The organism is Actinomyces sp. ICM39 (assembly GCF_000282935.1).
GTDB classification, from domain to species: Bacteria; Actinomycetota; Actinomycetes; order Actinomycetales; family Actinomycetaceae; genus Pauljensenia; species Pauljensenia odontolytica_B.
The window spans coordinates 1-11815 of record NZ_ALCB01000003.1 but is presented as its reverse complement, the minus strand read 5'-3'; the positions used below and the strand labels follow the sequence as shown (position 1 = coordinate 11815).

Genomic DNA, 11815 nt, shown 5'->3' with positions numbered 1-11815 from the left:
GATCAAGCGCACACGAATATCTCGCGTGTTTTCGAAAGGTGTTCCGCGCCATGTTTCCGCGACCCGAGCTTCTCGCTTCGTTCACTGCCGTTCGGCGCAACAAGGAAAACAATACGCACTTGTCCGAGCATCGTCAAATCAAGCGCAATCGATGCAGCTACACCTCAACTTTCGCAGGATATCAACGATTTTTCGCGCCACACACACCCAATCCGCCCGAAAATCGGCGATTTTAATGCTCCAGACCACAAGGATTTGGGCGAAATGTGCGCCAGCACTCACAAGATTCACGAGTAACTCAACGAAGAGTCGCTTACCGTCAGCGTCTGAACTGCCGACACGGCCAAAGCCATCACGTTTTTTAGTAAAGTCTTTACCTTCCGTTGACCGAGGCGCTATACTCGTGCTCATCAGTGCGGCTCGGCCGCTTCTATGACCGTCCATCAACGCTAGGAACAACGATGAATGGAACCCTCCGCCCGGCCTTTGATCTCGCCGGCACTCTCGACACGATCTCGGGCTTTATGTATACGTACCTGCTGGTCGCCCTTCTGATTGGCGTCGGCTTGTACTTCTTTGTGCGCACGCGTGCGCTGCCCCTTCGTCTGTTTAAGGAAGCGATCCGCGTCGTGACTGAGCCTCCCCACGAGGAAGGCGAGGTTTCCTCGTTCCGCGCCCTGATGGTCTCCACGGCCTCGCGCGTGGGCGTCGGCAACATTGCCGGTGTTGCGACGGCGGTGACGCTCGGCGGCGCCGGCTCCGTCTTCTGGATGTGGGTCATCGCGACCCTCGGTGGCGCATCCGCCTTCATCGAGTCGACGCTCGCACAGATCTACAAGAAGCAGGGACCCCACCACTCCTACGGCGGTCCTGCCTACTACATTCAGACAGCCCTCAAGCAGAACTGGCTTGCCACGCTCTTCGCGTCGGTGCTCATCCTGACCTACATGGGCGGCTTCAACCTGCTCGCCTCCTTCAACGTCGCCGACGCGTTCACCGAGTACAGCTGGGCGAACGAGTGGACGCCGTGGATCGTTGGCGCCATCCTCGCGGTGCTTATGGCCGGCTCCATCTTCGGCGGTACGCGTCGTCTCACCGACGTCACCGCCCTGCTTGTGCCGGTCATGGCCATCATCTACCTGGGCGTCGGCCTGGTCGTCGTCGCGCTCAACTACCAGAACATTCCCGCGATGTTCTCGGCGATCTTCAGCGGCGCTTTCGACTTTAAGGCGATTTTCGGTGGCTTCGCCGGCTCCGCGATGATGTACGGCATCAAGCGTGGCCTCTACTCGAACGAGGCCGGCGTCGGTTCCGCGCCGAACGCCGCCGCCTCCGCCTCCGTGTCGCACCCCGCCAAGCAGGGCCTCGTCCAGATGCTCTCGGTCTTCATCGACACCATGGTGATCTGCACGCTTACCGCGTTCGTGGTTCTCTCCTCGGGCGTTGGCAATGACAACGGCGTGACGGGAGCTCCCCTCGTGAAGGACGCGATGGCCACCGTTTTGGGTCAGCCGGTCGCGCAGGTCTTCATCTCGGTCGCGCTGTTCCTCTTCGCCTTCACGACGCTGGTCGGTAACTTCTACTACGCCGAGGTGAACTTCCGCTTCCTGCTGCGCAACGTGAACATGAAGCACTGGATGCTCTCGATCTTCCGCGCCGTGGCCGCGCTGCTCGTCTTCGCGGGCGCGCTCCTCAAGTTCGAGGTCGCATGGAACCTGGGCGACATCCTGATGGGCCTCATGGCACTCATCAACCTGCCCGTCATCGTCATCCTCGGTAACCAGGCCATCCGCTGCGCGGACGACTACGTCGCCCAGCGTAAGGCCGGCCTCGAGCCTTCCTTCAAGGCCTCCTCGATCGGCCTGAACCCCGACGAACTGGACTTCTGGAAGGACGACGCTCCCGTCGCCGCCGAGAAGACCAACGCGTAAGGGTCCTCTCCCCCAGCAAACTTGCCCCGGCCTCGTCTCAACGGACGAGGCCGGGGCTTCGTTATGCGCGACGGCGGGGCGGTCGGTTGCTACGACGGTGCGTGAGCGAAGCGCGTTCGGATCTGCACTCCCCCGGTGTGCCCGCAGGCCGACAGGGCGCGAGCCACCGCGTCGGCGGCCCACCCGAGCATCTCAGGGCCCCCGTGCGGAGCGCGCAGAGTGGCGGCGGCACCGAAGGCGAACGCAGAGGACGACTCCACGGAGAGCCCCATCTGCACGGCCGATGCCAAGGCCTCGGTAAAGCCCGAGGGGGACAGGGCCTGTCCCTTGTAGCGCGGGCGCGCCTCGAGGTGAATGAGCGGACCAGGGGCAACCAGGGACAAATCCAGCGCGCCAATGGGCAGGCTCCCGTCCTCCCACGGCTTGTTCGCGGTGAAGCGCGCATACTCCCGCGGCAGCTCACACTCAAAGACACACTCGTCGACGCGCACATCGGCGACGAGCTCGAGGGTGGCCACGGAGGCAATCACAGATGCCACGAACGGGATGTGTGCGCTCGTGTCCCCGAGCCACGTGTCGACGATCGCGTGGCACATCGCTCGGGCGGCGCCGTCCGCGGCAGGGTCCCCCGCCATGCCGGGCACTCTCTGCCCATCAACGCCCCTGCCGAGCGGCGGCGCCTCGATGTCACCGACGAAAAAGTCGAAGACGTAGAGCCCGTGATGGGCTTGATTATCGTCGTAGTCCGCGAACCCCAGCCTCGTGCCGACAAGCACGGAGAGGAAGGCATCGTAGAGGCACTCGCTGTCCTGCGCAAAGAGGTCCGCCGCGTGCGGCGTGCGCGGGGACATCTGCCCGCACAGCCAGGCGTACAGCGCCACGTAGCGCTCCTGCGAGGCGTGATCGTTGACCGTCATGGGAACCTCCTCGTTCCATCCCGCAACGCTTGCCCCCTCATTATCCCAGAGAAAGAAGGCCCCGGCCTCGTCGAAACAGACGAGGCCGGGGCGAAGGTCGAGACGGAGCGCTCAGCGGGTGGCGAGCAGCGCCTCCTCAGCCTCCTTGGTCCACAGGCCGGCGGCGTCAAGCTTCGCGGCAACCGTCGGCAGCTTCTCGGCCAGCTCGGACACGGGGGTCAGGCCCAGGTCGTGCATCATCGGGAAGACCATGATCTTGCCGCCCGAGGTACGGTCCATCACCGCGTTGATGGCGTCGCCGAAGCCCGCCATGCCGGTGATCGCCCACAGGGAGATCGTGGTGTCGATGATGCCAGCCTCGATCTTGCGCAGGACCGTGCGCATGTCGGAGACGTCCGAGCCGGAGGTGCCCAGCATGAAGATCCGGCGCTCGATGATGCCCTGCAGGTCGAAGTCACCGAACGTGCCGGCCGGGATACCCGCGAACGCGTTCAGGATGCCACCCTCGGCCAGCAGGTCGACGGCCTGGGAGACCAGCGCCGGGACGGGCACGAGGCACGTCGCGTAGGTGTAGCCGTACTCCAGGGGCGTCGAGGAGGTGTTGACGATGTCCAGCGGCACGCCGTTCTTCTCGGCGGTCGGGCCGACAACCTTCGTCAGGTTGGCCAGGCGCTCGTCCGACAGGTCCGTGCCCACGACGCTGAGGCCGGGAACACCCGAGGTGACGGCGCGCATCGTGTGCATGACGCCCATCGGGCCGGCGGCGCCGACGAAGACGCACTTGTCGTTCTCGCGCAGGTCACCGTTGGCGGGGATCCAGGCGTAGCCCTCGCGCGGGTCAGAGCCGGTCGTGCCGCAGAAGCGGGTGAAGTCGTAGTGGACGCGGCCGATGTCCAGGGACACCTTGCGCGAGATCTTCTCGCCGCCCAGGACGACACACATGGTGCCGCGGGTGCCGATCAGGAGCGCGGCCTTCTCGATCGCGTCGGCGTCCGCGCCGAAGAACACGATGTCATCGAACTCGCCCTCGACACCCTCGATGGCGTCGGCGGCAACGCGCACGACCTCAGCGGGCTTGTGCTCGGCGGTCAGGGCCTCAATGTCACCCTCGCCGACGACCAGCAGGCGACCACCGTCGGCGACGTGGTTACGCTCAGCCCACGCGTAGGAGCCCTCGACGGTCGCCCAGGGCTCGATGAGGCCGACGGCCGCGGCCGACGGGCCCTCCGACACGTGGATGAGGAACTCTTCCCCATCCGGGGACACGACGCAGCGCTCGTCGACGACGACGAACTCCTCGAGGGCGCCGTCAAAGTTGTAGCCGAAGGCTCCGTTGGACTTCGCGGTACGCAGGTGCTTCCAGTCGGCCTGGACCAGCAGACGGTCGCCGACCTTGAAGTGCGTGACCTTCTCGCCGACCTGCACGACGCGGACGACGGGCTCGTGGCCGGGCGTCACGGCCTCCTGGTTCGGGTGGTAGGACGGAATGTCCTTGAGAGCATCCAGGTCGATACCCGCCACCACGTCCGACTTGCGCGGGTGGCCATCGAACTGGTGGAGCAGCTTCGTATCAGAGAAGCAAATGCCGCAGGCTTCGACCTCGAGCATGATCTGCGTCGGGCCAACGGGGTCAACGGGCTTCGCCGGGTTAACGACGAACTCTTCCTTGCCGACGATCTGAATCGCGTACTGGGTGGAGGGAATCTGGGTCATGACTGACTCTTTCACTGGAAAAACTACTGGACGTGGGAAGAAGGGACGAGGCCGGGGAGCTGGCGAGAAAACCGCTGGGATCCCCGGCCTCGTGACGATGTCAGGAGAGCATCACCTGGCCGCCCGTGACGGGCACGGCCTGGCCGGTCTCATATTCCTGCTCAACGATGTAGAAGATCGCACGCAGAACGTCGATGCCCTGGGCGCCGCGGCGCATGGGGACCTTCGCCTCGTAGAACTCCTTGACGTCGGCGACCGTCTTGGCGCCGGGGACCTTGCCGGAGTTCAGGTACTGGACGAAGAGGCCGCGATCCGGGTCGGACCAGAGCGGGCCGTCGTAGAAGTTGCCGGGGCAGATCGCGTTGACCTTCACGCCGTGAGCAACCAACTCGAGGGCGAAGGACTGGACCAGGCCGATGCCGCCGAACTTCGAGCCCGCGTAGGCGGCGTTCTTGTTCGAGCCGACGAGGCCGGACTTGGAGTTGATCTGGATGATGTCGGTCAGCCACTCGGGGGCAGTCGAGTGCTGGCGAGCCAGGAGCTGGCCCAGGTGCTTGGTGACCAGGAAGAAGGCCACGTAGTTGATGTCCGTGGACAGGCGGAACGCGGAGGCGTCCTGCTCGAGGACCGATCCGGCGCGCACGATGCCCGCGTTGGAGACGACCAGGTCGAGGCCGCCGGTGACGCGCTCAATCTCGGAGGCCATTGCCGCGACGGATTCCTCGTCGGCGACGTTGACCGTGATCGGGTGGGCGACGCCTTCGCCGCCGAGTTCGGCCGCCTTGGCTGCCGCACCCTCGCCGTTCAGGTCGGCGACGTACACAAAGCAGCCGGCGTCCACCAGGCCGCGCGCGATCTCAGCGCCGAAGCCCTGGGCGCCACCCGTCACGAGGGCGACGCGGCCGTTGATGGCGCGCTCACCGGTGGCGGTGGCGCGGACCTCGAATGTCTCTTCACCAGCGCGAACGACGACGGGAAGCTCCGTCTCCTTCAGGGAGCAGGGGCAGACCTCGGTGAGCGGGCCGTCGAAGGTGACGGTCGGCTCCGCCGAGCTGGGGGCCACGATAACCGGGCGGCCGAGGGCCTTGAGGAAGAGCCCGCGTACCTCGGGAGCGTTACTCATGATGTCTCTCTTTCTTGACGATACTCGTCAGTTAATCGATGTGGCTCGGGCGGCAACAGCGGCGGCGTCCTCGCCGTCGGCAATCGCGCGACCCAGGGGTGCGTACTGGCTGATGCGCTCGGCGAGGGCCTCGGGGGTCAGGCGACCCGTGCGGCCCAGCAGGTGCAGGGAGGGATCCACGGAGGACAGGGCCTCGTGCGCGACGAGGGCCCACGTGGCCTCGTTGAGGTCCGCGAACTCGGGGCGGCGCAGCTCCTCGCAGGTGAAGCGCTGGCGAGGCTGGTTGATGTCCACGCCCGAGATTTCGAGCATGCCGTGGGCGGCCGCGAGCGCGTGGATGCGTTCAAGCTGCTCGGGGGTGTTGCGCGGAGGCATGTAGGTGACGGCGCGCAGGCCGATGGACTCCATGTGCTCGAAAAGCTCGTCGAGGAAGTCGTCCTCGAACTTCTCGGCCTTCTTGTCGCCCGTCGGCGAGGCGGACACGTCACCCAGGTAGGCGTAGGTGGCGATCGCACCGACCGAGTCGGCAAACTCGACGACCTCGGCGGCGCTGGGCAGCTCGTCGGTGGGCTGGATGTAGATGCGATCGAGGTAGTTGGCCTTCAGGACGCCCAGCAGGTCGTACATGAGGTGCGGGTTGTCGGCGTCGGACAGGACGCGTGCGAGGGATTCGGGGATCTCGACGCCCATCGAGTCCAGGCCCTGGACCAGGGCGGGACCGCGGCCGAAACCGCGGATGAGGGCTGAGGCCATGGCGGCCAGCAGGTGGCGCTCGGTGATCCCACCGCCATTGGCGTACTGGGAGATGCCGACCATGTCCGCCTGCGGGTCGAAGGGCTCCAGGCCCAGGTCGGTGAGGATCTTGTTGGCGCGCTCGGCCATGGCGAGGGTGCGCTCGAGGCGTGCGGCGCGCTTGGGGGCGAGCCACTCGGCGACCTTCTCGCGGGCTGGGGCGGGCACGCCCTGGACCGTCATGTAGGCGACGCCCTCGGAATCGGGGTTGTTGAGCTTGCGCTGCGCGAGCGGCGTGCCCTCGCCGAAGCGGGCGCGGATCTCGAAGCCGGTGACGGAACCCATGCCCAGGATGCGGGTCGCCTCGCTCATCTCAGCGGCAGCGCCGATCGAGTCGTGGTCGACCGAGCCGACGACGCGCAGGCCGTTGCGGCGCGCCAGCAGGGCGGCGTGCGTAGGCGTGTAGGGGCTGAACGAGAAGCACGTGTGGATGTGGTTGTTCGACTCGGGCACCCAGCTGGGGAAGTGCTCGTCGGCCACGCCGGCGCGCAGCGCCTCGATGCGCTGGGCCGGGGTTAGTGCCGGGTCGTTGGTGATGTCCATGGGTTCTGCCATCTCTTCGTTGGGTGGAGAAAAACGGTATTGAAACAAGTATGTGGGCGAGGCCGGGGCACGGTGAGGAGGAGTGTAGCCCCGGCCTCGCGGGCTCGCATCAGGGAATGCGAGCCAAGGACGGGGGCGGGCCGGAAAGGGGAACAGCCCGCCCCCAGCGCCTCAGAGTCCCGCGCGGTTCAGGCGCGCGATCTCGGCCTCGGTCGCGTGCTTCGTGGTGGGCACGTGGCCGGGCAGCGGGAGGATGCGCTCGTGAATCGCGTCGAGGATCCAGGAGACCTGCGGGAAGAAGTACGACTCCATCTCGGGTCCGGGCGTGATGCCGTTGCGCGAGGCCACGACCGCGATCGGCGCGTCGAGCGCGTCGAAGGCCAGGGTCTGCACGTTGGCGGCGACCGTGTTGAGGAAGGAACCACGCTCGACGGCGTCCGAGGTGAGGACCAGGCGACCGGTCTTCTTCACGGAGGCGATGAGCTTGTCGTAGTTGAGCGGTGCGACGAAGCGCAGGTCGATGACCTCGGCGCTCAGGCCGTACTTCTCAGCCAGGACGTCAGCGGCCTCGAGGGCCTTGTACACGGTCGCACCGTAGGCAGCGATCGTGATGTCGGTGCCCTCGCGGCGGATCGCCGGCTCACCCTCTTCGGTCTCGTAGTAGCCCTCGGGCACGCCGCCGGGCTCGAAGTCCTCGCCCTTGTCGTAGAGCTTCTGGCTTTCGAGGAACACGACCGGGTCGGTTCCGGCGAGTGCCAGGTTGAGCATGCCCTTGGCGTCGGTCGGGGTGGTCGGGAAGTAGACCTTCAGGCCCGGGATGTGAGCGACGAGCGCGCTCCAGTCCTGGGAGTGCTGAGCGCCGTACTTCGCGCCCACGGACACGCGCAGGACGAGAGGCATCTTGAGCAGGCCGGCGCTCATCGACTGCCACTTGGCCATCTGGTTGAAGACCTCGTCACCGGAGCGGCCCAGGAAGTCGCAGTACATGAGCTCGACGACCGCGCGGCCACCGGCCATCGCGTAGCCGACGCCGGCGCCCACGATCGAGGCCTCGGCGATGGGCGAGTTGAACAGGCGACGGTAAGGCAGAGCCTCGGTCAGGCCACGGTAGACGGCGAAGGCGCCGCCCCAGTCGCGGTTTTCCTCGCCCCAAGCGGCCATCGTCGGGTCGGTCTTGAAGCGGTGCAGCATGGCCTCGAACAGGCCGTCACGGAACTGGTACATGCGCATCTTGGAGACGGGCTTGCCATTCTCGTCGACGGAGGTACGCACCTTCTTGGCCAGCGCCTTGACGCGCGGGTTGTCCTCGAGGTCAATCTCGGGGGTCGCGTCATCGAAGGCCTCGACCTTCTCGTTGGAGAACATGACGGAGTCGATGTAGCCGTCGGCGACGCGCGGCGTGGCCTCGTCGTCGATCGAGAGCTTGAGGACCTTGACGAGCTTCTCGGTCAGCGAGGCGGTGTAGCCGTCGATCTCGTCCTGCGTGGTCAGGCCGTTGGAGATCAGCAGGTTGCTGTACTCCTTGATGCAGTCCACCTGCTCCCACAGCTCGACCTCTTCCTTCGTGCGGTACGAGGAGGCGTCCGACGGCGAGTGGCCGGAGAAGCGGTAGGTGATGGTGTCCATGAGGACGGGGCCGCGGCCCTCCTCGAGGATCTTCTTCTTGCGGGTGGTCGCATCCGCAACGGCCAGCGGGTTGAGGCCGTCGACGCGCTCGGCGTGCATGGCCTCGGGGTTGAGGGCCGCACCCACGCGGGCGAGGATCTCGTAGCCCATGGTCTCGCCGAAGGTCTGGCCGCCCATGCCGTAGAAGTTGTTGAAGAAGTTGAACAGGATCGGCGGGTTGCCACCGTCCTCCTCGCGCCACAGCGAGCGGAACTGGTCCATGGCTGCGAAGTTCATGGCCTCCCACACGGGGCCACAGGCCATGGCGGCGTCACCGATGTTGGAGATGACGATGCCGGGCTTGCGGTTGATGCGCTTGAAGAGGGCCGCACCGTTCGCGATGGGGGCGGAGCCACCGACGATCGCGTTGTTCGGGTAGGAGCCGAAGGGCAGGAAGAAGGTGTGCATCGAGCCGCCCAGGCCGCGGTTGAAGCCGGACTTGCGGGCGAAGATCTCGGCGAGGGCGCCGAAGAGGATGAAGTTCTCGGTGAGGTCCTTCGTGTCCTTGTAGTCGATCTTCTCGGCGTAGGACAGGGTCTCGCCGCCGAGGAAGCCCTTCATGATGCCCTCGAGCTGGCTCTCGTCCATCTGGTGCATGGCCGAGTAGCACTTGGCGAGGATCTCGCCGTGGGAGCGGTGCGAACCGAAGATGAAGTCATCGGGCGACAGCACGTAGCTCTGGCCGACGTAGGCGCTCTCCTGGCCAATGCCGAGGTGGGCGGGGCCGGGGTGGTTGTACTCGACGCCCTCCCAGGCGCCAGTCTTCTTGATGGAGTCCAGCATCGACTCGAAGGTGCGCACGACGATCATGTCGTGGAGCATCTGAACCATGCCCTTTTCGCCGTAGCGGGCGATCTCGGTGTCACGGTCGAAGGTGTACTGGTTGACGGGGACCTCGGGGAACTTCACGTACCCGGGGCGACGCACCTCATTGGGGTCGATGATAAGAGACTGAGTCATTTTTCTACTCTTCCTTGACGTAGGGGATGTTCGTTAGAGCTTGACGGCCCACGCGGCTTCGCGGATGACCTCGGAGACCGTGGGGTGCGGGAAGACGACCTGGCGCAGGTCCTCGACGGTCAGTTCCATCTCGAGGACGGCCTGAGCGCCCCAGATCATCTCGGCTGCGTACGCACCCAGGACGTGGATGCCCAGCACCTGGTGGGTCTTGGGATCGACGAGGATCTTCGCCTCGCCGGGGGCCTTGAAGCCGTTCTCCGCGATGAAGCGGCCGGACATGAGGGCGGGCACCTTGGCGACGAGGACCTCGCGGCCTTCGCGCTTGGCGGCGGACTCGGTCAGACCGACGCCGGCGGCCTCGGGGATCGAGAAGACGGCCCACGGAACGGTGTGCCAGCGCATGACCTCGCCGCGCTTCTTGGCGGAGGGGTCGAGGATGTTCGCCGAGGCGATCTCCGCCATGCGGTAGGCGGCGTGCGCCAGGAGGGAACGTCCGGTGACGTCGCCGATGGCCCACACGTTGGGCAGGTTGGTGCGCATCGTGTCGTCGACGACGATGCCGCGGTTGATCTCGAGGCCTGCCTCTTCGGCGCCCCAGCCCACCGTCGCGGGACGGCGGCCAACGGCCATGAGGACCACGTCGGCCTCGACGCTCAGCTTCTCCTCGCCCTTGGAGTAGTGGACGGTGCCTCCGTCGAGGGACTCGACGCGGCAGCCCAGCTCGAAGGTCACGTCCTTCATGGCGGCGCGAGCCTTGGCGGCCAGGTCGTCATCCATGAAGGGCAGGATCTCAGGGGCCATCTCGATGACGGTCACCTGGGAGCCGAGGGTGGAATACAGGGAGGCGAACTCGACGCCGATGACGCCGCCGCCGATGATCGCGAGGCGGGCCGGAACCTCGGGCAGCGAGAGGATGCCCGTGGAGTCGACCAGCGCGGGGTTGTCCTGGGTGCCGGGCAGCGGGGGCATGGCCGGCACGGAGCCCGTGGCGATGATGACGTGATCCGAGGTGTAGGTCGTGCCCTCAACGGTCACGCGACCGGGAGCGTCGAGGTGGCCTCGTCCGTTGATGACGGTCACGCCCGCCTTGCGCTCGGTGGCTGCGACGCCGGCGACCAGGCCCTTGACGACCTGATCCTTCCAGGCCTGCATCTGCGTCCAGTTGACGGCCACGCCCTGGGCGTCCACGCCGAACTGGCTGGCTTCCTTGGCGTGCAGGTAGTTCTTCGCGCCGTTGAGCAGGGTCTTGGTGGGGATGCAACCCACGTTCAGGCAGGTGCCGCCCAGGTACTGCTCCTCAACGAGGGCGACCTTCTTGCCCGCGTGTCCGAGGCGCTCGGCAGCCAGGTAGCCGCCGGGGCCCGCACCGAGGACGATGACGTCAAAATGCGTGTCACTCATGAGTATTCCTCTTTCCTCAGGCCAGAACGGTCACGTCGATGTTTTCGATGGCGGCGACCAGATCGCGCAGGAAGCGAGCGCCGTCCGCGCCGTCGATGACCTGGTGGTCGATCGTCAGCGACAGGTTGAGGCGCTGCTCCACGCCGATCGAGCCGTCTGCGGCCACGGTCGGGCGCGGGGTGATCGCGCCGACGCCCAGGATGGCCGTCTGGGGCAGGTTGATGACGGGGGTGAAGGTCTCGATACCGAAGGAACCGATGTTGGAGACCGTGAAGGTGCCGCCGCTCAGGAATTCGGGCGACAGGGAGCCGTCGATCGCGCTGCTGGCGAGGCGCTTGGCCTCGTCGGAGAACGCCTTGAGGCCCAGGGCCTGCGCGGAGCGGATGACGGGAACGAAGAGGCCGCGCGGGGTGTCGCATGCGAAGCCGAGGTGAACCTGCTCGAACTCGGTGAGGACGCCGTCCTCGAGGTGAGCGTTGAACACGGGGTACTTGAGCAGGGTGCGCGATACGGCGAAGCAGACCAGGTCGTTGAGCGTGATCTTGTTCAGGCCCAGGGCCTCGTCGGCGTTCTTGACCTTCTTGCGCATCGCGAGGATGCCGGCGGCGTTGGCCGTCGTGTTGAGGGTCAGCTGCGCGGTGGAGGTCAGGGACTCCATCATGCGCTTGGCAACGACCTTGCGCACGCCCTTGAGCGGGGCGGAGGTCGAGGCGCCGGGGAAGTCGGCGGCAGCGGCGGGGGCTGCGACGGCCGCAGCGGGGGCGGCCTCG

General features: G+C 66.2%; 9 protein-coding genes. 2 read left to right on the top strand and 7 right to left on the bottom strand.

Annotated features, from left to right (window positions below; translation table 11 throughout):
- Window positions 1–297 (top strand): hypothetical protein (locus tag HMPREF1137_RS10485; protein ID WP_231283978.1); only part of this gene is annotated, 297 nt, incomplete at its 5' end.
- Between the two features lie 164 nt (window positions 298–461).
- Window positions 462–1931 carry an alanine/glycine:cation symporter family protein gene (locus tag HMPREF1137_RS00065; protein WP_007587380.1) on the top strand — a complete coding sequence of 490 codons (1470 nt, stop codon included), beginning with the start codon at window positions 462–464 and terminating at the stop codon, window positions 1929–1931.
- An 89-nt stretch (window positions 1932–2020) separates the two neighbouring features.
- Here HMPREF1137_RS00065 and HMPREF1137_RS00060 read toward each other — a convergent pair whose 3' ends face one another.
- The 7 genes from HMPREF1137_RS00060 to HMPREF1137_RS00030 form a co-directional block, all read right to left on the bottom strand.
- Window positions 2021–2848: a hypothetical protein gene (locus HMPREF1137_RS00060; RefSeq protein ID WP_007587383.1), complete on the bottom strand. Its 828-nt coding sequence runs from the start codon at window positions 2846–2848 to the stop codon at window positions 2021–2023.
- A gap of 111 nt (window positions 2849–2959) precedes the next feature.
- Window positions 2960–4561, bottom strand: coding sequence for an alcohol dehydrogenase catalytic domain-containing protein (locus HMPREF1137_RS00055; RefSeq protein WP_007587384.1), 1602 nt, complete (start codon window positions 4559–4561; stop codon window positions 2960–2962).
- Window positions 4562–4661: 100 nt separating this feature from the next.
- Window positions 4662–5684 carry an SDR family NAD(P)-dependent oxidoreductase gene (locus HMPREF1137_RS00050; protein WP_007587385.1) on the bottom strand — a complete coding sequence of 341 codons (1023 nt, stop codon included), beginning with the start codon at window positions 5682–5684 and terminating at the stop codon, window positions 4662–4664.
- Between the two features lie 27 nt (window positions 5685–5711).
- Entirely contained in the window at window positions 5712–7031 is a 1320-nt protein-coding gene (locus HMPREF1137_RS00045) for a PHP domain-containing protein (RefSeq protein ID WP_034495943.1), read from the bottom strand.
- Between the two features lie 159 nt (window positions 7032–7190).
- Complete coding sequence (locus HMPREF1137_RS00040) at window positions 7191–9644, bottom strand: alpha-ketoacid dehydrogenase subunit alpha/beta (RefSeq protein WP_007587381.1); 2454 nt, start codon at window positions 9642–9644, stop codon at window positions 7191–7193.
- Window positions 9645–9677: 33 nt separating this feature from the next.
- A complete protein-coding gene (gene lpdA, locus HMPREF1137_RS00035) occupies window positions 9678–11045 on the bottom strand; it encodes a dihydrolipoyl dehydrogenase (protein ID WP_007587379.1) in 1368 nt (455 codons plus the stop codon).
- Window positions 11046–11061: 16 nt separating this feature from the next.
- The coding region (locus HMPREF1137_RS00030) for a dihydrolipoamide acetyltransferase family protein (protein ID WP_007587382.1) at window positions 11062–11815 on the bottom strand (754 nt) is incomplete at its 5' end.

What these genes read in the sequence shown, in the direction of transcription:
- HMPREF1137_RS00055 (WP_007587384.1), bottom strand. Translation starts at nt 4,561, where the DNA reads ATGACCCAGATTCCCTCCACCCAGTACGCGATTCAGATCGTCGGCAAG.
- HMPREF1137_RS00050 (WP_007587385.1), bottom strand. Translation starts at nt 5,684, where the DNA reads ATGAGTAACGCTCCCGAGGTACGCGGGCTCTTCCTCAAGGCCCTCGGC.
- lpdA (WP_007587379.1), bottom strand. Translation starts at nt 11,045, where the DNA reads ATGAGTGACACGCATTTTGACGTCATCGTCCTCGGTGCGGGCCCCGGC.
- HMPREF1137_RS00040 (WP_007587381.1), bottom strand. Translation starts at nt 9,644, where the DNA reads ATGACTCAGTCTCTTATCATCGACCCCAATGAGGTGCGTCGCCCCGGG.
- HMPREF1137_RS00065 (WP_007587380.1), top strand. Translation starts at nt 462, where the DNA reads ATGAATGGAACCCTCCGCCCGGCCTTTGATCTCGCCGGCACTCTCGAC.
- HMPREF1137_RS00060 (WP_007587383.1), bottom strand. Translation starts at nt 2,848, where the DNA reads ATGACGGTCAACGATCACGCCTCGCAGGAGCGCTACGTGGCGCTGTAC.
- HMPREF1137_RS00045 (WP_034495943.1), bottom strand. Translation starts at nt 7,031, where the DNA reads ATGGCAGAACCCATGGACATCACCAACGACCCGGCACTAACCCCGGCC.